Annotated in this window: 17 protein-coding genes, 1 tRNA gene and 1 pseudogene; 9 read left to right on the top strand and 10 right to left on the bottom strand. The window is 66.3% G+C overall.

Annotated elements, in window-relative coordinates; translation table 11 throughout:
• Positions 1 to 41: 41 nt before the first annotated feature.
• The 5 genes from murI to X946_RS13045 all read right to left on the bottom strand — a co-directional run bounded on the left by murI (position 42) and on the right by X946_RS13045 (position 4,917).
• Positions 42 to 914, bottom strand: a complete 873-nt coding sequence (gene murI / locus X946_RS13025) for a glutamate racemase (protein ID WP_038748174.1) — start codon at positions 912 to 914, stop codon at positions 42 to 44.
• 44 nt (positions 915 to 958) lie between these two features.
• On the bottom strand, positions 959 to 1,435 hold the full coding sequence (gene bfr / locus X946_RS13030) for a bacterioferritin (protein ID WP_038748176.1): 477 nt from the start codon (positions 1,433 to 1,435) through the stop codon (positions 959 to 961).
• A 154-nt stretch (positions 1,436 to 1,589) separates the two neighbouring features.
• Positions 1,590 to 3,125 (bottom strand): fumarate hydratase, encoded by a 1,536-nt coding sequence (locus X946_RS13035; protein WP_038748178.1) that lies wholly within the window; start codon positions 3,123 to 3,125, stop codon positions 1,590 to 1,592.
• Positions 3,126 to 3,164: 39 nt separating this feature from the next.
• Complete coding sequence (locus X946_RS13040) at positions 3,165 to 3,773, bottom strand: TIGR00645 family protein (RefSeq protein ID WP_038748180.1); 609 nt, start codon at positions 3,771 to 3,773, stop codon at positions 3,165 to 3,167.
• A 244-nt stretch (positions 3,774 to 4,017) separates the two neighbouring features.
• Positions 4,018 to 4,917 (bottom strand): DMT family transporter, encoded by a 900-nt coding sequence (locus X946_RS13045; protein ID WP_038748182.1) that lies wholly within the window; start codon positions 4,915 to 4,917, stop codon positions 4,018 to 4,020.
• 297 nt (positions 4,918 to 5,214) lie between these two features.
• Here X946_RS13045 and acs point away from each other — a divergent pair, with 297 nt between their 5' ends.
• The 4 genes from acs (at position 5,215) to X946_RS13065 (ending at position 9,844) form a co-directional block, all read left to right on the top strand.
• On the top strand, positions 5,215 to 7,197 hold the full coding sequence (gene acs / locus X946_RS13050; RefSeq protein WP_038748184.1) for an acetate--CoA ligase: 1,983 nt from the start codon (positions 5,215 to 5,217) through the stop codon (positions 7,195 to 7,197).
• Between the two features lie 161 nt (positions 7,198 to 7,358).
• The gene (locus X946_RS13055) at positions 7,359 to 7,685 is read left to right on the top strand and encodes a DUF4212 domain-containing protein (protein WP_038748186.1); all 327 of its coding nucleotides are present in this window, start codon (positions 7,359 to 7,361) and stop codon (positions 7,683 to 7,685) included.
• A complete protein-coding gene (locus X946_RS13060) occupies positions 7,679 to 9,694 on the top strand; it encodes a VC_2705 family sodium/solute symporter (protein WP_038748188.1) in 2,016 nt (671 codons plus the stop codon). The genes X946_RS13055 and X946_RS13060 overlap by 7 nt, the downstream gene beginning before the upstream one ends.
• A 60-nt stretch (positions 9,695 to 9,754) precedes the next feature.
• Positions 9,755 to 9,844, top strand: a tRNA-Ser gene (locus X946_RS13065).
• Positions 9,845 to 9,886: 42 nt separating this feature from the next.
• Here X946_RS13065 and X946_RS31075 read toward each other — a convergent pair.
• Entirely contained in the window at positions 9,887 to 10,672 is a 786-nt protein-coding gene (locus tag X946_RS31075; protein WP_226383188.1) for a site-specific integrase, read from the bottom strand.
• A 220-nt stretch (positions 10,673 to 10,892) separates the two neighbouring features.
• Here X946_RS31075 and X946_RS13075 point away from each other — a divergent pair.
• Positions 10,893 to 11,378, top strand: a pseudogene (locus X946_RS13075) (integrase core domain-containing protein); the annotation flags it as partial.
• A gap of 73 nt (positions 11,379 to 11,451) precedes the next feature.
• On the opposite strand, the gene X946_RS33755 reads toward X946_RS13075, so the two are convergent.
• Together X946_RS33755 and X946_RS36685 are read right to left on the bottom strand one after the other, a co-directional pair.
• Entirely contained in the window at positions 11,452 to 11,847 is a 396-nt protein-coding gene (locus X946_RS33755) for a hypothetical protein (RefSeq protein WP_152611709.1), read from the bottom strand.
• Positions 11,834 to 12,790 (bottom strand): ClbS/DfsB family four-helix bundle protein, encoded by a 957-nt coding sequence (locus tag X946_RS36685; RefSeq protein ID WP_326929479.1) that lies wholly within the window; start codon positions 12,788 to 12,790, stop codon positions 11,834 to 11,836. The genes X946_RS33755 and X946_RS36685 overlap by 14 nt, the downstream gene beginning before the upstream one ends.
• Positions 12,791 to 13,018: 228 nt before the next feature.
• On the opposite strand from X946_RS36685, the gene X946_RS13095 reads away from it, so the two are divergent.
• Positions 13,019 to 13,648 (top strand): NAD-dependent dehydratase, encoded by a 630-nt coding sequence (locus X946_RS13095; RefSeq protein WP_038748196.1) that lies wholly within the window; start codon positions 13,019 to 13,021, stop codon positions 13,646 to 13,648.
• Between the two features lie 512 nt (positions 13,649 to 14,160).
• Entirely contained in the window at positions 14,161 to 14,766 is a 606-nt protein-coding gene (locus tag X946_RS13100; RefSeq protein ID WP_038748198.1) for a flavin reductase family protein, read from the top strand.
• Between the two features lie 565 nt (positions 14,767 to 15,331).
• Here the strand turns inward: X946_RS13100 and X946_RS13105 are convergent.
• Positions 15,332 to 16,666 (bottom strand): aminotransferase-like domain-containing protein, encoded by a 1,335-nt coding sequence (locus tag X946_RS13105; RefSeq protein ID WP_038748200.1) that lies wholly within the window; start codon positions 16,664 to 16,666, stop codon positions 15,332 to 15,334.
• Between the two features lie 88 nt (positions 16,667 to 16,754).
• Here X946_RS13105 and X946_RS13110 point away from each other — a divergent pair, with 88 nt between their 5' ends.
• The gene (locus tag X946_RS13110) at positions 16,755 to 17,372 is read left to right on the top strand and encodes a DJ-1/PfpI family protein (protein WP_038748202.1); all 618 of its coding nucleotides are present in this window, start codon (positions 16,755 to 16,757) and stop codon (positions 17,370 to 17,372) included.
• Between the two features lie 544 nt (positions 17,373 to 17,916).
• On the top strand, positions 17,917 to 18,993 hold the full coding sequence (locus tag X946_RS13115; protein ID WP_081989553.1) for an acetyltransferase: 1,077 nt from the start codon (positions 17,917 to 17,919) through the stop codon (positions 18,991 to 18,993).
• Positions 18,994 to 19,271: 278 nt separating this feature from the next.
• On the opposite strand, the gene X946_RS13125 is transcribed toward X946_RS13115, so the two are convergent.
• Complete coding sequence (locus tag X946_RS13125; protein WP_161788664.1) at positions 19,272 to 20,375, bottom strand: serine hydrolase; 1,104 nt, start codon at positions 20,373 to 20,375, stop codon at positions 19,272 to 19,274.
• Positions 20,376 to 20,668 lie beyond the last annotated feature (293 nt).

Raw genomic sequence — 20,668 nt, forward strand, 5'->3', positions numbered from 1 at the left:
AGGCGCTTGGAAGGGTTTTCGGGCGACGGCGGGCGGCGCGGCTACGCCGGATGGGCGGCGGGCGCGGCCGTGCTCGGGGAGGAAATGGTGACGGATTCGGCCGGCACGTCGAGCCCGAGCAGTGTCGCGGCGAGAGACTGCAGTTGCCGGCCATCGCCCGTCGAGCAGAGGCGCGGCGGCGGTGCCGGCCGGGAGCCGGCCGGCGCGCGCAGATCGCGCTCGTCCAGTATCCGCGAAAGCTGGCGGGCGATCGCGTCGCTCGTGTCGATCAGATGCAGGCGGTTGGACGTTACGTCGCGGATCGCGGCGTCGAAGAACGGGTAGTGCGTGCAGCCGAGCACGAGCGTGTCGGCGCCCGCCGCAAGCATCGGCTCGAGGTAGCCCGCGAGCAGCGCGCGCAGCTCGGGCGAGCCGGTGTCGCCGCGCTCGACCGCCTCGACGAGGCCATGCCCCGCCTGACAGATGAAGCGGCAGTCGGCGGCATGGCGCGCGATCAGCGCGCCGAAGCGCGCGCTGCGCAGCGTCGCCTGCGTCGCGAGCACGCCCGCGATGCGCGTCTTCGAATGCTGCGCCGCCGGCTTGATGCCGGGCTCGACGCCGACGAGCGGAATCGGCAGGCGCTCGCGCACGAGCGCGATCGATTGCGCGGTGGCGGTGTTGCACGCGACGACGAGCGCCTTCGCGCCTCGTGCGGCGAGCCATTCGCCGATCGCGAGCGTGCGCTCGACGATGAACGCGTCCTCGCGCGGGCCGTACGGCGCATGACGGGAATCCGCGACGTAGACGAGCGCCTCGTCGGGCAGCCGCTCGCGCACCGCGCGCAGCACCGACAGGCCGCCGAGCCCCGAATCGAAGATGCCGATCGGCGCATGGGCGGGCGATGCGCGGAAATCGGATGCGGGCGGCGGCGTCATGTCGGCGAGCGAGCGTGGATCGAATAGAAATCGAACGGGAGGAATTACTCCGGCGAGCCCATCATCGACTGCTGATAGTTCTGAATGCCGACCTTGCCGATCAGGTCGATTTGCGTTTCGAGCCAGTCGATGTGCTCTTCGGTATCGTCGAGGATCTTCTCGAAGATTTCGCGCGACACGTAATCACGCACCGATTCGCAATATGCGATCGCTTCCTTGCACGTCGACTGCGATATCTGCTCGAGCTTCAGATCGCATTTCAGGATTTCCTCGGTTTCCTCGCCGATCAGCAGCTTGTGCAGATCCTGCAGGTTCGGCAGGCCGTCGAGCATGAACACGCGCTCGATCAGCCAATCCGCGTGCTTCATTTCGCCGATCGATTCGTCGTATTCGTGCTTGCCGAGTTTTTCGAGACCCCAATGCTTGTACATCCGCGCATGCAGGAAATATTGATTGATCGCGGTCAGTTCGTTCTTCAACTGGGCGTTCAGATATTCGATGACTTTCTTATCGCCTTGCATGTTCGTTCCTTGTGACGTGTGGGGGCTTGAATTTCTGAACGATAAACGCTCGTTCCTGAAAAGCCAAGGGCGAATTCGTTCGAAATCCGAAAGGTGAACGAATTCGCCGCATCGAAAAGGCCGGATTGAAATCCGGCCTGAAAATCATTCTTATTTACGCGTTCGCGACAGGAATCTTGCCGATTTTCGCCTGCCATTCCTTCGGCCCCGTTTGGTGGACCGACGTGCCTTGCGAATCGACGGCGACCGTCACCGGCATGTCCTGCACGTCGAACTCGTAGATCGCTTCCATGCCGAGATCCTCGAATGCGAGCACCTTCGCGCCGCGGATCGCCTTCGACACGAGATACGCCGCGCCGCCGACCGCCATCAGGTAAGCCGCCTTGTGCTTCTTGATCGCGTCGATCGCCACCGGGCCGCGCTCGGCCTTGCCGACCATCGAGATGAGGCCCGTCTGCGCGAGCATCGTCTCGGTGAACTTGTCCATGCGCGTGGCCGTCGTCGGGCCGGCCGGGCCGACCACTTCGTCGCGCACCGGATCGACCGGGCCGACGTAGTAGATCACGCGGTTCGTGAAATCGACGGGCAGCTTCTCGCCCGCGGCCAGCATGTCGGCGATGCGCTTGTGCGCGGCGTCGCGGCCCGTGAGCATCTTGCCCGACAGCAGCAGCGTCTGGCCCGGCGCCCAGCTGGCGACTTCTTCCGGCGTCAGCGCGTTCAGATCGACGCGCTTGCTGGTTTCGGTGTTCGGTTCCCACTGGACCTTCGGCCACGCGTCGAGCGACGGCGCTTCAAGCTTGGCCGGGCCCGAGCCGTCGAGCACGAAGTGCGCGTGGCGCGTGGCCGCGCAGTTCGGGATCAGCGCGACCGGCTTCGACGCCGCGTGCGTCGGCGCGGCCATGATCTTCACGTCGAGCACGGTCGCCAGACCGCCGAGACCCTGCGCGCCGATGCCGAGCGCGTTGACCTTCTCGTGCAGCTCGACGCGCAGTTCCTCGACCCAGTCCTTCGGCCCGCGCGCGATGATCTCCTGGATGTCGATCGGCTCCATCAGCGATTCCTTCGCCATCAGCATCGCTTTCTCGGCGGTGCCGCCGATGCCGATCCCGAGCATGCCGGGCGGGCACCAGCCCGCGCCCATCGTCGGCACGGTCTTCAGCACCCAGTCGACGATCGAGTCGGACGGGTTCAGCATCACGAACTTCGACTTGTTTTCCGAGCCGCCGCCCTTCGCCGCGACCTGCACGTCGACCTTGTCGCCCGGCACGATCTCGTAGTGGATCACGGCCGGCGTGTTGTCCTTCGTGTTCTTGCGCGCGCCTTCGGGCGGATTCACGATCGATGCGCGCAGCACGTTGTCCGGATGCGTGTAGCCGCGGCGCACGCCCTCGTTGATCATGTCGGTGACGCTCATCGTCGCGCCGCCGTTTTCACTTGCCCAGCGCACGTCCATGCCGACCTTCACGAAGATCGTGACGATACCCGTGTCCTGGCAGATCGGGCGGCGGCCTTCCGCGCACATGCGGCTGTTCGTCAGGATCTGCGCGATCGCGTCTTTCGCGGCCGGGCTTTCCTCGAGCTCGTATGCGCGGCCGAGCGCCTCGATGTAGTCGAGCGGGTGGTAGTAGCTGATGTACTGCAGCGAATCCGCGATGCTCTGGATCAGGTCTTCCTGTTTGATGACGGTCATGGCTGAGACTCTGTGAGGACTGTGGGTATGGGAATCGACTCAGGCCGACTGTTGCGCCGGCTCGCGCGGCGCCGACGGCTGCGCCGGCGCTTCGTGGTAATGCTCGGGGTGCGTGTGCGTCGTCAGGCGGTCGACCCATGCCATCACGAGCGCCGACACGAGGAACGCGACGTGGATCAGCACCTGCCACATGATCGCGTGCACCGTGTGCTGGTCCGGATTGATGAACGTCTTCAGCAGGTGGATCGACGAGATGCTGATGAGCGCCATCGACAGCTTCACTTTCAGCACGCCCGCGTTCACGTGGTCGAGCCATTCCGGTTCGTCGGGGTGGCCCTCGACGCCGAGGCGCGACACGAACGTTTCATATCCGCCGACGATCACCATGATGAGCAGGTTCGAGATCATCACCACGTCGATCAGGCCGAGCACGGCGAGCATGATGTTTGTCTCGTCGAGGCCGGCCGCGTGCGACAGCAGGTGCCAGACTTCCTTCAGGAACAGGAACACGTAGATCGCCTGCGCGACGATCAGGCCCAGATAAAGGGGCACTTGCAGCCAGCGGCTCATGAAGATGACGGCGGGCAGCGGGCGCATCTTGCGGCGGGCCGGGCGGGCGGGGCGCGGATCGGTTGGGGCGGCGGACATGGTCGGGCGAAGCGGGGACGCGGGGATATGGAACGTTTTTGAAAAAAAGCGCGTTATTGTAACGCGTCGGCCGGACCGCTTGCAGCGGCGCAGCATCGCGGCCAGGCGCGCTCGACGCGCCCGCCGGCGGCGCGCCGAGCGCGTGCGCGGTGCGAATGTCGTGTGGTGCGGTGTGTGCGCGGTGCGCTTGCAGCGGTAAAGGTGCTTCGTCGCACGGACGGCGCGCCGCCCGCGCGGCGCTCGCTCAGGGCGAGACGGGCGGCGAGCGCCGCACGCGCAGGCTCGCGAGCACGATCCCCGTCACCACGCACGCGAGCGCGAAGCCGTGCGCGAGCGTCGGCCGTTCGCCGAGGAACAGGATGCCGTAAATCGCGGCCGAGATCGGCAGCACCGCGCTGAACACGCCGGCGAGGCTGCCCGGCACGTGGCGGATGCCCTTCATCCACAGCCAGAACGAGAAGATGCTCGCCGACAGGCCGTACCAGACGACGAGCGCCCAGATGCCCGCCGGCACGCTCGCGTAGTCGAAATGCCAGAGCGCGCCCGCGCCGAGCGGCAGCATCAGCAGCAGGCCGAACAGGTGCGTGTACGCGCAGATGTCGATCGGCGCGAGCGTTTGCGTGAGGCGCCGCGACAGGATCACGTAGATCGACTCGCAGCAGACCGCGCCGAGCATCAGCAGATTGCCCGAGAGCGAGCTCGCGTGGCCGCCGCCTTCGCTCGCGCCGCTGTTCGCGAGATTGATCGTCACGACGCCGACGATCGCGAGCGCGATCGACACGAGCGCACGCCCGTTCGGTTTCTCGCGCAGGAAGAGCCACGCGAACAGCGCGACGACGGCCGGAATCGTGCTCGTGATGACGCCCGCCGCGACGGCGCTCGTGCGCTGCACGCCGTTGAGCATCAGCAGCGTGAACATGAACGTGCCGAAGAACGCCTGCAGGAACAGGTTCAGCCACTCGCCGCGCTTGACGGTGCGCATCTTGACCGGGCTGAAGAGCGGCCAGAGCACCGCGTTCGCGATGACGAAGCGCAGCGTGGCGAGAATGGCGACGGGAACGAAGGCGACGATCGATTTGCCGATGCCGACGTTGCTGCCGACGAGCAACATCGACACGATGAGAAAGAGGGCGTAGCGATTCAAGCTGGAATCCGGGCGACGAGTTAGTTAGCATTGTAGGGTCGCGTGAAAGCTAGCGTAAAGCAGCATCGGCGCGCTCGTCGCGTAAGTGACGGGTAAGTTCCGGCGCTTATCGTGAAACGTCTGCATCGCTTCGCCGCGGCCGGTTGGCGTGGTGCGATGCAGCATCGCGCGCCGCGTGAGCCGCATGCGGTGCGCAGGGTGGGAGACAGGCGCATTGCGCGCCGAATTAGACACGGCGCGCCCGATCGCGCCGGCATGTAGTGTGTAGTGGATTCCATGTTCACCAAGGGGTAGTCGATGTCTGCGATTGAATCGGTTCTGCACGAACGCCGCCAGTTCGCGCCGCCCGCCGCAGTGGAGAAGGCGGCGGCCATTTCCAGCATGGCGGCTTATCGGGCGCTCGTCGAAGAGGCTGAGCGCGATTACGAAGGATTCTGGGCGCGCCTCGCGCGCGAGACGCTCGAATGGCGCAAGCCGTTCGGCAAGGTGCTCGACGAGACGAACGCGCCGTTCTACAAGTGGTTCGAGGACGGCGAGCTGAACGCGTCGTACAACTGTCTCGACCGCCACGTCGCCGCCGGCCTCGGCGAGCGCGTCGCGGTGATCTTCGAGGCCGACGACGGCACCGTCACGCGCGTCACCTACGCCGATCTGCTCGCGCGCGTCTCGCGCTTCGCGAACGCGCTGAAGAGGCGCGGCGTCGGCCGCGGCGACCGCGTCGTCATCTACATCCCGATGTCGGTCGAGGGCATCGTCGCGATGCAGGCGTGCGCGCGGATCGGCGCGACGCACTCGGTCGTGTTCGGCGGCTTTTCGTCGAAATCGCTGCACGAGCGCATCGTCGACGTCGGCGCGACCGCGCTCGTCACCGCCGACGAGCAGATGCGCGGCGGCAAGACGCTGCCGCTCAAGAGCATCGCCGACGAGGCGCTCGCGATGGGCGGCTGCGACGCGGTGAAGACCGTCGTCGTCTATCGCCGCACGGGCGGCCGGGTCGACTGGCACGAAGGCCGCGACGTCTGGATGCACGAAATCGTCGCGAACGAGGCCGACCAGTGCGAGCCCGAGTGGGTCGGCGCCGAGCATCCGCTCTTCATCCTGTATACGTCCGGCTCGACCGGCAAGCCGAAGGGCGTGCAGCACAGCACGGGCGGCTACCTGCTGTGGGCCGCGCAGACGATGAAATGGACGTTCGACTGGAAGCCGACCGACGTGTTCTGGTGCACGGCCGACATCGGTTGGGTCACGGGCCACTCGTACATCACGTACGGCCCGCTCGCCGTGGGCGCGACGCAAGTCGTGTTCGAGGGCGTGCCGACGTATCCGAACGCCGGCCGCTTCTGGAAGATGATCGGCGACCACAAGGTGTCCGTGTTCTACACCGCGCCGACCGCGATCCGCTCGCTGATCAAGGCCGCCGAAGCCGACGTCCACGTGCATCCGAAGAGCTACGATCTGTCGAGCCTGCGCATCATCGGCACGGTCGGCGAGCCGATCAATCCGGAAGCGTGGATCTGGTATCACAAGCACGTCGGCCAGGAACGCTGCCCGATCGTCGATACGTGGTGGCAGACCGAAACGGGCGGCCACATGATCACGCCGCTCCCCGGCGCGACGCCGACCGTGCCGGGCTCGTGCACGCTGCCGCTGCCGGGCATCATGGCCGCCGTCGTCGACGAAACGGGGCAGGACGTGCCGAACGGGCAGGGCGGCATTCTCGTCGTCAAGCGCCCGTGGCCGGCGCTGGCGCGCACGATCTGGGGCGACCCGGACCGCTTCAAGAAGAGCTACTACCCCGCCGAGCTCGGCGGCAGCCTGTATCTGGCGGGCGACGGCACCGTGCGCGACAAGGAAACCGGCTACTTCACGATCATGGGCCGCATCGACGACGTGCTGAACGTGTCCGGACACCGGCTCGGCACGATGGAGATCGAGTCGGCGCTCGTGTCGCACGAGCTCGTCGCGGAAGCGGCGGTCGTCGGCCGGCCGGACGACACGACGGGCGAGGCGGTCGTCGCGTTCGTCGTGCTCAAGCGCTCGCGTCCGGAAGGCGAAGAGGCGGCCACGCTCGCGAAGGCGCTGCGCGACTGGGTCGGCAAGGAGATCGGGCCGATCGCGAAGCCGAAGGACATCCGCTTCGGCGACAACCTGCCGAAGACGCGCTCGGGCAAGATCATGCGGCGCCTGCTGCGCTCGCTCGCGAAGGGCGAGGCGATCACGCAGGACACGTCGACGCTCGAGAACCCCGCGATCCTCGAACAGCTCGCCGAAGTGCGCTAAACGCGTGCGGCGCGCGGCGTGCGATTGAGTGCGCGCCGCGCGAGCCCCTGCGCGGCAATCCCGATTGCCCGCGCAGGGGCTTTTTGTTACACAAGCGCATGGCCGCTTCTTCTTCAGGTTCTTCTTCGCCGACGCCGACGCATACCGCCGAGCCGCCGTTCGTGCCGGCACGGCTCGCGCGCGCACACGCGCGCTACTGGCGTTTCAACGTCGCGCTGATCGCTGTGTTGATGACGATCGGCTGCATCGTATCGTTCATCGTGCCGCTCTTCGCGCCGGCGCTCGAGCCTCTGCGCTTCGCCGGTTTCAGCCTGCCGTTCTACGTCGGCGCGCAAGGCGCGATTCTCGTCTATCTCGCGTTGATCGCCGTCTACATCGTGCTGATGCAGCGCGCCGACCGAATCCTGCGGCGCGACTACGACGCGTGTGCGGGCGAGGCGAAGCGTGACGACGCCCATCCGCATCCGACGGACGCCGACGCATGCTGACGAATCGGCTGGTTCGGGCGTATGCGCTATACACGATCGGCTTCGTCGCGTTCGTGCTGCTGCTCTGGCGGATCGAGCGCGCGACCGGACCGGGCGTGTGGATCGGCTACGTGTTCCTGTTCGTGCCGATCGCGGTGTATGCGGTGATCGGGCTGCTGTCGCGAACGTCGGATCTCGTCGAATACTACGTCGCCGGGCGGCGCGTGCCGTCCGCGTTCAACGGCATGGCGACCGCCGCCGACTGGCTCTCCGCCGCCTCGTTCATCGGCCTCGCGGGCTCGCTGTACGCGACCGGCTACGACGCGCTCGCGTACCTGATGGGCTGGACGGGCGGCTTCTGCCTTGTCGCGTTCCTGCTCGCGCCTTACGTGCGCAAGCTCGCGCGCTACACGATTCCCGATTTCCTCGGCACGCGCTTCTCGAGCACGCTCGTGAGGGCGCTTGCGGCGATCGCCGCGATCCTGTGCTCGTTCGTCTACCTCGTCGCGCAGATACAGGGCATCGGCCTCATCGCGACGCGCTTCATCGGCGTCGATTTCTCGATCGGCATCTTCTGCGGACTGGCGGGGATTCTCGTTTGCTCGTTTCTCGGCGGGATGCGCGCGGTCACGTGGACGCAGGTCGCGCAGTACATCATCCTGATCATCGCGTTCCTGCTGCCGGTTTCGCTGATCTCGATGAAGAACGGCCTCGGGCCCGTGCCGCAGTTCAATTACGGCCATCTGATGTCGCGCGCCGAAAAGCTCGAGGCGCAGATGCGCGACGCGCCGCAGGAGCGGCAGGTGCGCGACGCGTATCGCCGGCAGGCGGCCGAGATCCAGGCGCAGCTCGATAGGCTGCCGGCGTCGTACGACGACGCGCGCGCGCGGCTCGTGGCAGAAGTGGCCGCGCTGCGCCGGCACAACGGGCCGCTGCGCGAGATCAACCAGCGCGAGCGCGAGCTCGCCGAATTTCCGCGCGATTCGGCGGCGGCGCGGATTGCGTGGGAGCAGGCGCGCGACGATCTGCTCGCGCGCGCGGCCGATCCGGTGCCGATGCACGAGCCGTTTCCGGCCGCGAGCGACGACGACCGCCGGCCGCGCGAGCGCAACTTCCTCGCGCTGCTGCTGTGCCTGTCGCTCGGCACGGCGAGCCTGCCGCACATCCTGACGCGCTACAACACGACGACGTCGGTCGCATCCGCGCGGCGCTCGGTCGGCTGGACGTTGTTCTTCATCGCGCTGTTCTACCTGACGGTGCCGGTGCTCGCGGTGCTGATCAAATACGAGATCCTGACGAACCTGGTGGGGCGGCCGTTCGCCGATCTGCCCGCATGGATCACGCAATGGCATCGATTCGAGCCGGGGCTCATCAGCGTCGTCGATCAATTGCGCGACGGCATCGTCCACTGGTCCGAGATCCAGATGCAGCCCGACATCGTCGTGCTCGCGGCGCCGGAGATTGCGGGGCTGCCGTACGTCGTGTCGGGGCTGATCGCGGCGGGCGCGCTTGCCGCGGCGCTGTCGACGGCGGACGGGCTGCTGCTGACGATCGCGAACGCGCTGTCGCACGACGTCTACTACCACATGGTCGCGCCCGACGCGTCGAGCCAGCGGCGCGTGACGATTTCGAAGGTGCTGCTGCTCGGCGTCGCGCTGTTCGCGTCGTATGTCGCGTCGCTGAATACCGGGAAGATCCTGTTTCTCGTCGGGGCGGCGTTTTCGCTCGCGGCATCGAGCTTTTTCCCGGTGCTCGTGCTCGGCGTGTTCTGGAAGCGCACGACGACGCGCGGCGCGGTGGCGGGGATGGTGACGGGGCTGGGCGTATGCGTTTATTACATCGTGTCGACGTATCCGCTCTTCACGCAGATCACGGGCTTTGCGGGACCGAGCTGGTTCGGCATCGAGCCGATCAGTTCCGGCGTGTTCGGCGTGCCGGCCGGGTTTGCGACGGCGATCGCCGTGAGCCTGCTGGATCGGCGGCCGGACGCCTATACGAACGCGCTCGTCGACTACATCCGGCATCCGTGACGCGGGTTTTGCCAAGGGGTGGCGGTGCGGTTCCGGAATTTGCTATACTTGCCGTCTTCCGGAGAGATGGATGAGTGGTTTAAGTCGCACGCCTGGAAAGCGTGTATAGGTGAAAGCCTATCGGGGGTTCGAATCCCCCTCTCTCCGCCAGAATTCCTTTATAATTCAAGTACTTGGCGAGGCGGGTGGCGATTAATTGCCTTGATTTCCTGCTGTTTTCTGTACGGAATCGCAACTTAATCGCAACGTCGATTCCGCAAACTTCTCCACTGCTTTTCCGCCCGCATCGGGGTCCGCCGTAGGCATCCACCTAGCGTAGATTCGAACGGTTGTGTTCTGGTTCGAATGGCCCATTTGGCGAGCTACCCACATTGGATGCTCCCCAGCGGAGAGCATCATAGATGCGTATGTATGGCGTGTCTGGTAAGGCTTTCTGTACCTGACCTGTGCCTTCTTTAGTCCCCGAGTCCACACTATCCGGATGGGGGAGTCCCCGGACCATCGAGCATCGTTTCGCGGGTCCTGGAATACTTCCCGGCCTTGTAGATACGTGTGAGCCTTTTGGGCGACTAGCGCAGACATGGCAGGCGGCAAGAGCTTTACCTCCCGGCGACTTGAACGTGTCTTCGTGTCCTCTGCCTCCTTTGCGGTCTGGGTCAATGCCCGTTTGACGACTATCACGCCGCGCTTCCAATCGATGTCCGTCCAATTGAGCGCGACAAGCTCCGAAGTACGTAGCCCGGTCCAAAACGCGAACCGAAACATATTTGCCGCCTGTGGAGGCATGGCTGCGACAATTTCCCGTTGCTCGTCCGCAGTGAATGGGTCTACGTCGTCCTCCTCCTTCGGTGCCTCCTTCTTCCGGTATGTCCACCCGTGGAGGGGATTGGCGGTCAACAACTCATCCTGTACCGCGTCTTCGAGTGCCTTTCGTACAACACTCTGGATGTTGGCAAGACGTTTGTTTGTACATTCCATCTTGTCCAGCCAGTCCCGGAAATCGTTTCGCTTGAGGCTGCCAAGCTCCCGTGAACCGAAGGTCGGAACAAGGTGACCAGTCCTTATCGAGCACGCCGCGCTTGAGCGCTACGGCAGTCCGTGCGACTCGGGGCAGTGAGCCCCATATGTAGAAGACCGACAACACGATAGACGCAGCCGCCGCGTAGCTGCTGAGGGGGAGGGACGAGAGGCCGTAGAGTGCAGTCCCCGTCGACGCGGCGACGGGCGGGCGTTGAAGATGCTTTGCGTGATCGATGAATACACTCGCGAATGCCTGGCGATCGAAGTCGGTGCCAGCTTGCGGTCGCAGGATGTGATCTTGACGCTGTCGCGACTGATGCGGCTGTACGGCAAGCCTGCATTCGTTCGGTCTGACAACGGCGCTGAATTTACTGCTGCCAAGGTCATGCGCTGGCTGCGAGACGCTGCAATCGGTCCGGCCTTCATCGCGCCTGGCAGTCCGTGGCAAAACGGGTTCGTCGAGAGCTTTAACGGCAAGCTGCGTGACGAATTGCTGAACCGGGAATGGTTCCGCAGCCGTGCCGAGGCCAAGGTACTCATCGAACGCTGGCGGCAGTTCTACAACGAGCGCCGGCCCCATAGCGCGCATCGCTATCAACCTCCGGCCACGGTCCGTCGAGCCTGGTTGGATTCCGATAATATCGACGCGAAACTCACTGCCTGATTGGCTACAAAATCCCGCCGCAGGTCAATTCGACGCGGAGAGGAATTCGGGTGCGGGTGGGTGAGATGTGGCGTTAATCGAGGATGTTGTTTTGCTTGATGATTTCGTCGCTGGGGCGGCGCTTTTTTGGAATCGTGTGCGAGATAGCGCGTTCGAATTCGGGGGAGCCGGACTGAGCGGAATGAGCGAAATTTTGAATGACGAACATTCCGGCGATGGGCAGCTGTTCGTTCATCACTTGTTCACGGAGCTTCGGAGCCTTGAAGCGCTTGCGGTGACGAAGGCGCGCGGTCGCGTGGCTCGGCATGGCGATTCCGCCAAAACGGCGCACGACGACTTTCGCGGTGACGGGCGTAAAACATGTCGGAAACGGGGGCGTCGTATCGTTCGATGTCGAAAATCTGCATCGCATTGCAGCAGCCCATGCCGGCCGCGACCTTCCGAGAAATTCGCCGTCAGGTGATCCCATGGGCTTTCTTCCACTTGCGCAAACGCGCGCGCGCATTGGCATACGGCGACGACGTATTGAATTGGATCATCCGTCCCAGTGTGTATTTCTCGTACCAGCGCGCGCCATACAGAGATTCGTCGGTTTCCCGCTCGACGAGCGACACGATGCGCGCGTGCACGTCGGCGAACCGGTGCAGCAAGGCGGGATAGTCGTCATGGGCATGATCGGCATAGAACGTCTGTGCCAGGCGCCCCAGTTCGTTCCACTTGTACCCGGTATCGGGAAAATCCACCGGCCGGCCGTGCGCGCTGGCGTCGCACCATTTCAGCACCAACTGGTTCCAGCCGATCAGGTAGGCCACCAGATCGGCCGCGCTCATCCGCGTGCCTCGTGCGTGGCCTTCCAGGGTAGCCTCACGTGCGCGTTCCGGCGGCACGCCGGCAAGGTCCGCCGCCAGCTTTTCGTAAGTGGTGCGGATCGCATCCAGCAATTCCTGCCTGGTTTGTGGGATAGCCATGTCGTGTGAATCCCGCGCGTTGTCGAATGCGTTCGGATGCCGACGGACGACGGCCCGCCAGGCAGGGAACAATCGTTTTGGTTCGGCGGCGGCTACGTCGCCGCTGCAAGATAGCGGAAGTTGTCCCGTGCGGCGGCCGAGCCGAGCATCCGGCGCTCGTATCATGCGCAAGGCAACCGCGCGCCGATCCGTTTCGATTGTGAGCGCGTTGCGCGCGCGTCGGCAATGGTCAATCAACGTGCGAACTCGTTGGGCTTTCGCTTGTCGATTCGCCACAACGTCGAGGCGCTTGGCGCGATCGATCTTGATCTCTTTCGCTCGCGCCGCAGATTCGCCGGCGCAAGCCGCTTTCGATCGGCGAAATCGCGGCGATGCCGTTCTTCTCGATACGGCTCGCGCAGGACTTGCCGGCCGATTTTCGACGTTCGATCCGAATCGCTGCACACAGTTCAAAATCCCTTATCCTGCGTTTCTGGCGTCGATCGTCCGGGCGGCAACGGACACGAACACCTGGAACGGTCGTCCGGCTTCGCGCCGGGCGTTCGAGCAACGGAACGGAATGCATCGGCGCGACGGGCGACGGCATGGCCAGCCGCCCGGCAAGAGAATCGCCGGGCGATGTGGCAAGGCCGCCGTCGTCGCCGATGCACGCCACGCACCGAGGAATTCAGGATGAAGCTGCTTCTCGTCGGATCGACCGGGCTCGTCGGCCGACACGTGCTGGACCTGGCGCTTGCCGATCCGCGTGTCGACGGCGTGGTGGCGCTCGCGCGCCGCGCGCTGCCTGCACATCCGAAGCTGCACGCGCCGCGCGTCGACTTCGATCGCCTGCCCGACGACGCGCCGTGGTGGCGCGCGGACGCGGTGATCTGCACGCTCGGCACGACGATGCGCGCCGCGGGCTCCCGGCCCGCGTTCAGGCGCGTCGATCACGACTATCCGCTCGCGGTCGCGCGCATCGCGCGGCAGCACGGCACGCCGACCTACGTGCTCAATTCGGCCGTCGGCGCCGATCCGTCGTCGCGCTTCTTCTACAACCGCGTGAAGGGCGAACTGGAGCGGGATCTGGCCGGTCTCGGCTTCGCTTCATTCACCGCAGTGCGGCCGGGGCTGATCGGTGGGCAGCGCGGCGAGTTTCGCGCCGGCGAGCGGGCCGCGGTGCTCGCGCTGACGCTGCTCGGGCCGCTGCTGCCGCGCGGCTGGCGGATCAACCCGGCGCCGCGGATCGCCCGCGCACTGATCGAGGCGGCGCTGGTTCCGGAGCCGGGCGGGCATGTCGTGGCGTCCGATCGATTGACCTGACCGCCACGCACGTCGGCCCGAACGTCGGCCGGTGGCGCTTGCGCGCCACGGGCGCCGTCAGCGAAGACGGCTAACGAACGCTATCCTTGCGCTTGTGCGAGCGCTGCCGGTAGTCGTCGGGCGATGGACGATGAGCGATGGGTTACGGGTTACGGGCGTCGGCGTCGGCGTCGAAAGACGCATCGTCGAGCCGATCGGTGGCCGTTGCGTCGCGCCGCGCTTGCAAGTGCATGTCGGTCGGCTCGCCGCCGTCGCTTGGGCGGCGCAGGCGAGGTTGGAAGCGATGGATGCGATGCGCATGGCGACCGCATCGAAGCGAGGCCGTCGGCGCATCGGCGACGCATGGCAAGCAACGCGCTCCGGGCGCGCGGCGTGCGGTGCGCAGCGTGTGGCATGAGGTATGTGGCGTGAGGCGCGCGGCGCCAAGCACGCGGCGTCGGCGAATCGATCACGTCCGAACGGTTGCAACCCGCCCGGCATCATCCCGTGGCAATTCTCTTTGTGGAGTCTGAATGGACAGTCATATCGCTGCGGTCGAGCTGAAAAAAGCTTATCGACTCATCAATCACGGTCCGACGGTGCTCGTGTCCGCGCGCCACGACGGCGTGGACAACGTAATGGCGGCGGCATGGGCGTGCGCGCTGGATTTCTCGCCGCCGAAGCTGACGGTGGTGCTCGACAAGGCGACGAAAACGCGCGAGCTCATCGAGAAGGGCGGTGGCTTCGTCGTCCAGGTGCCGACGGCGGCGCAGTTGCGACTTACGCACGAGGTCGGCAGCCATAGCCTGTCGGACCAGCCGGACAAGCTGCAGCGTGCCGGCGTGCAGCTGTTTTCGATCGACGGCCACGACGTGCCTTTCGTCGCGGGCTGCTCCGCGTGGCTCGCGTGCAGGCTCGTGCCGGAGCCGCATAACCAGCAGGCCTACGACCTGTTCATCGGCGAGGTCGTAGCCGCATGGTCCGATACGCGCGCGTTCAAGGACGGGCATTGGCAATTCGAACAAGCGGAGCCGGCGTGGCGGAGCCTGCATCACGTCGCGGGCGGCCACTTCTATGCGATCGGCGACGCGCTCTCGGTTCGCGAGACCGGCGAGCAGCGCATCGAGGAAGCGTTGTAGGCACACGCGGCGCGCGCGAGGCGGGCGCGCTTCGTCGTGGGCTCGGCCGGCGAGCGCATGCTGAGTTTGCGTGCGGGCAGGCAATGAGAAGAGGGGCGATTGAATGGCGGCCCAGACACAAGCGGCCCGGAAGCGGGACACCGATCCAAGCGGTGAGCCGCCATTCAATCGCTCCTCTTCTCATTGTGGCTTGATCGTCTTCGGCCCAGCGCCGCTCGGGTGTGCCGACGAAGCCGCGCGTTACCGAAGTTTTCCCGCTCGGCTGAACCGGCTGGCGTGTTCCCGAGACGACGGCGAACCGACCGCCGGGCCGCGCGCCTGAACAGGCGTCTCTCGCCGATCGTCACGGCAGCGCGGCAAACGGCAAACGGCAAACGGCAGACGGCAAAGGCAAAGGCAAAGGCAAAGGCAAAGGCGCTGGCCGCCGGGCGGTTCGGGGCCGCTTCCGATCGCGTTCGTCGCCGCGCGGTCAAGTGTTCGCACGGTGCGGCGGTCGCTCGCGTATCCGCGACCGGCGCGTGCTTTGTCGGCCCGACCGCCGTTCCGTCCGGCGCTCTTCCGGGTCCTAAAAAGAATATTCGCCGATGATTCGCCTCACCTTGCGCAGCGCGTCGCGCAGCGTTTCCGGATCGACGGACCCGAGCGCGACGCGGATCGCATGCGGCACGTGCGCGGACGTCGCGAACGGCTCGGCGGTCGACACCGACACCTGCTCGCGCATCAGCGCCATCGCGACCTGATCGGCCCGCGCTTCGTCGGCGAGCGGCAGCCACACGAAATACGATGCCGGATGACGAACGCAGCGCAGCCCCGCGAGCGCGTCGGTCGCGATGGCCTGCCGCGCCGCCGCGTCGCGGCGCTTGTCGGCCTCGAGGCGCGCGACGGTTCCGTCGTCGAGCCAGCCGCATGCGATCGCCGTCATCACGCCGGGCGTGTTCCACGTGGTGCCGCGGATCGCGCGCTCGATCGCCGGCACCCACTGCGCGGGCGCCGCGACGAAACCGACGCGCAGCCCGGTCGCGACGTTCTTCGACAGCCCGGACACGTAGACGGTCGCCTCCGGCGCGAGCGCCGCGATCGGCGCGGGCGGATCGCCGGCGAGAAACGCGTACGCGGCGTCCTCGATGATCATCAGCCCGTGGTGGCGCGCGATCGCGACGAGCCGCCGCCTGCGATGCGCGCTCATCACCCAGCCGAGCGGATTGTGCAGCGTCGGCATCGTGTACACCGCGCGCACCCGACGCGTTTCGCACAGCCGCGCGAGCGCGTCGAGGTCGGGGCCCTGGCCGGACGCCGGAATCGGCGCGAGCTCGAGGCGCTGCGCGTTCGCGACGACCTTGAAGCCCGGATAGGTCAGCGCGTCGGCGGCGACGACATCGCCGGGCTGCAACAGCGCCATCGCCGTCACGGCGAGCCCGTGCTGAGCCCCGCTCACGATCGTCACCTGCTCGGCGTCGACCGACAGCCCGCGGCACGCGAGATGGCGCGCGACGGAGGCGCGCTCGTGCCACCGCCCGCCGTGCGGCTGGTAGCGCAGCAGCGCATCGAGGTCGCCCGACGATGCGAGCTGCCGCAGCGCGCTTCGCAGCAGCTCGGTCTGCTCGGGCAGCGACGGATAGTTGAAGCCGAGATCGACGACGCCGGAGGCGGCCGCGTGCTGGTCGACGCCGAGCCCGCGCGGCAGCGCGGTTTCCCGCACGAACGTGCCGCGGCCGGCTTCGCCGCTGACGAGCCCCATCGCTTCGAGTTCCGCGTAGACGCGCGTGGCTGTGACGAGCGCGAGCCCTTCTGCGGCCGCGAGCTTGCGATGGGTCGGCAGGCGCGTGCCGGGCGGCAGGCGGCCCGAGCGAATGTCGGAGGCAAGTGCGTCGACGAGGCGTTTGTAACGGGCGCGGGCCATGCCGATGTATCCATGACAATTATTTGATTGTAGTGATTATCGGGCATACGATGCGTCGTCGCAATCGATCACTGACGGAGACGACTTCATGCATATCGCCATTCTCACTTTCGAAGGCTTCAACGAGCTCGATTCGCTGATCGCGCTCGGCATTCTCAACTGTGTGAAGACGCGGGGCTGGCGCGTGTCGATCGCGAGCCCGACCGCGCGCGTGAGGTCGATGAACGGCGTCGAGATCGACGCGCAGGCGTCGCTGCGCGACGCGAGCGACGCCGATGCGGTGCTCGTCGGCAGCGGCGTGCGCACGCGCGAAGTCGTGGCCGACGACGCGCTGCTCGCGCAACTGCGGCTCGATCCGTCGCGGCAGCTACTCGGCGCGCAATGCTCGGGCACGCTCGTGCTCGCGCAGCTCGGGGTGCTCGACGGCTTGCCGGCGTGCACCGATCTCACGACGAAGCCGTGGGCGCAGGAGGCCGGCGTCGACGTGCTGAATCAGCCGTTCTTCGCGCGCGGCAACGTTGCGACGGCTGGCGGTTGCCTCGCGTCGCAGTACCTGGCCGCGTGGGTCATCGCGCGCCTCGACGGGCGGGAAGCCGCGGAGCGTGCGCTGCATTACGTCGCGCCGGTCGGCGAGAAGGAGGCGTATGTGTCGCGGGCGATGGGACATGTCGCGCCGTATTTGACGGAGACGCCGACGGCTGCATGAGCGAATGGAGGCCGGAGACGGCTGGCGGAAGAGGCGGCCGGCCGCGCGCCCTTTGCGTCTTGACGCGGGCTTGGTTCGGATCGGGCGCAGGCCTAAGATGAAGCTTCGAGCGCGGCGGACAACGGGCGTTGCGCGGGCAGTGGCGTGACGGGGCCGGCGTTGGTCGAGGCGGAGGCGAGGTCGTGGTCGCGGCGGTGGCTGGCCGTGCGGCGCGGCCGGCGAGGCACGCGGCGCGCGACGTAGCGGTGCAGCGTTTCGTGCAGCGAAGCGGTTGATCGACGGCGAAACGATACAATCGCGGCGCTTCGATTCGTCATGCGAGGCGCGATGAACTGTGAGTGCGCGCATCGCGCTTCGAGCATCGAGCAGGGATAATCGGCCTGCCGAAGCCGAAGCCGAAGCCGAAGCCGAAGCCGAAGCCGAAGCCGAAGCCTGACGTCGAACGTCGAACGTCGAACGGGGCCCTCCTCGTCACTTCATGCATAGGCCACGCTTCATCCCGGCGAAGCACTTCGAACACCGATCGATCGCTTTCTGGAGACCCATGTCGAATTTCGGAATCGCACGCGGCGGGCATCGAGGCCCGCAAGCGGCCCTCCACGAAACGGCGGACGGCGCGGCGAGCCGCGACGCCGGCCGTCCGCCGCCCGCGCGGATCTTCGCCTTCAATGGCGACGCGGACGGCCTGTGCGCGCTGCAGCAGCTGCGTCTTGCCGAAGGGCCGGGCGGAACGCTCGTGACGGGCGTCAAGCGGGACGTTCGATTGCTGGACCGCGTGTCGGCCGCCGCCGGCGACGAGATCACGGTTCTCGACGTGTCGCACGACCAGAACCGCGCGGACGTCGAGCGGCTGCTCGCGGCCGGTGCGCGGCTGCGCTACTTCGATCACCACTTCGCGGGCGCGCTGCCCGACCATCCGAATTTCCACGCGTACATCGACACCGCCGCCGACGTCTGCACGAGCGCGATCGTCGACCGATTCCTGAACGGGCGTCACGCGCGCTGGGCAATCGTTGCGGCGTTCGGCGACGCGCTGCCGCAACTCGGCGAAGCGCTTGCGCGCGCGCATCGCGTCGAGCCGGCGGCGCTCGAGCAATACGCGCGGCTCGGCCGGTGCCTGAATTACAACGCATATGGCGAGCGCGTCGACGATCTGCATTTCGATCCCGCGGCATTGGCGGAGACGATGCAGCCGTTCGCGGACCCACTCGGCTTCATCGACGGAACCGACGTGCTGCGCGTGCTGAGCGACGGTTACGAAGACGATCTGGGCCGAGCGCGCGCGGTGCGCCCGGAGGTGGCGACGTCCCGCGCGATGATGCTCGTGCTGCCGTCCGAGCGCTGGGCGCGCCGCGTGACCGGCGTACTCGCGAACGAGCTCATGCGCGAGCATCCGGCGTGCGCGCTGGCGATTCTGAGTCCGAGGACGGACGGCGGCTACGTCGTCAGCGTGCGCGTGCCCGAGAACGACGCGATCGGGGCGGACGATTTTTGCCGAGGCTTCGCAACGGGCGGCGGGCGAAAGCGCGCGGCGGGCGTCAATCATCTGCCGGCCGATCAGGTCGACCGGTTCGCCGCGCAATTCAGGGCGACGTTCGACGGGCGCGGCAAGAGCGCGTGAGACGCGCGAGCGGCCGGCTGTTGGGGAACGCGAGCGGAAGGGCGATCGGAGCGGGCTGCCGCAGGGCGGCGAACGTGGATTGCGCGAGCCGGCGCTCGCGCATGCGGCGGCATTGCCGAAGCGCGTTGAGCGGCGGTGCGCGGCGCGCTCGCCGCATCGTTCGGTTCCGCGCGACGCGCGTCACGGTCACGAAACGGTTTCGCCGCCGGGCGCCGACTCGCGAACCGCGCCCGTGACGAACCCGCTGCCCCGCTCGTTCCGGCGCTCCGCGCCCCGGCTCAGCCGCCGCTCGCCGAATTCGCTTCCGTCACGCGCGCGCCGCCCGTCGTCAGCATCGCGCGCAGCCGCGCGGCGTCGAAGAAATCGGAATGACGCCCGGCGGAATCCAGCAGCACCATCACGACATCGCGCCCGTCGATCGTCGTCTGCATCACGAGACAAATGCCGGACTCCTTGATATAGCCCGTCTTCTGCACGCCGATGTTCCAGCCCGCGTCGCGCAGCAGGATGTTCGTGCTGTGGTAGTAGAGCGTGCGCAGGCCCGTGTCGACCTCGTATTTCAGATCGGTCGAATAGTCGCGGATCAGCGGATATCGATAAGCCGCCTCGACCATCTTCGCGAGATCGCGCGCGGTCGACATGTTGTATTTCGACAGCCCGGTCGGATTCTCGAAATGCGTGTCGACCATGCCGAGCGATCGCGCTTTCTGGTTCATCGCTTCGACGAATGCCGGGCGGCCGCCGGGGTAGTAGCGCGACAGCGCCGCCGCCGCGCGATTCTCGGACGCCATCAGCGCGATGTGAAGCATGTCGTCGCGGCTCAGCGCCGAGCCGATCGCGAGGCGCGAGCCGGTGAACTTGTCCTGGTCGCGATCGTCGTCGGTCACTTCGATCCGCTCGTCGAGCGGCGCCTTCGAATCGAGCACGACCATCGCGGTCATCAGCTTCGTCACCGACGCAATCGGCACGACTGATTGCGCATTTCGCTCGAACAGCGTTTCGCCGGTGTGCTGGTCGATCATGTAGGCGATGTTCGAACGGAGTCCGAACGGTTGCGACGTGCCGCGCGGCTCGAACGGGCGAGCGCCGAGCGGCGCGCGCGGCGAGAACGCGATGCGGTGCACGCCGCTCGCCAGCCGGTAGCGGCCGGCCTTTACGTGGTGCGTGGCGAGCGGCGCATGAGCCGATTGCGGATGAAAGCTCGCTTTCCTGATGAACACGGACGTGGCGGGATGCCGCTTCGGCACGGCGGAATTCGCGTGCGCGTCGAACGACGGGACGGCGAGTGCGGACGCGAGGGCGATCGGCAACGCCGCCCACTTCGATCGACGAAGTACGGTTCTGCACATCGCTTTCAACGAGGAAAACGGTGTCGTTTTCATGACGCCCCAATTATTGGATTGCCGCTTTGGAACGATTATAGTAACGGCCTATTACGTTAGCAATTACAGTGGGATAGGGAATTTTCCTCATCAAAATTATTGGAATTGAAACGGTCGTTTTTTCAATCCTGCTGGATGAAGATTCTCGACGCCTCGAACGAGGGCTCGGCGTCGATCGCAACGTATCGCATCCAGGCGACGCGCGTGATCACGCAGGCGATTCGGCGTGCGCGCGCCGGTGCGGCGGCGGCGTTCAGGTTCGTGGCAGTCCGAAAAAATCGAAGAAAACCGGC

The organism is Burkholderia sp. ABCPW 111, from assembly GCF_000773065.1.
In the GTDB taxonomy this organism is placed as follows: domain Bacteria; phylum Pseudomonadota; class Gammaproteobacteria; order Burkholderiales; family Burkholderiaceae; genus Burkholderia; species Burkholderia savannae.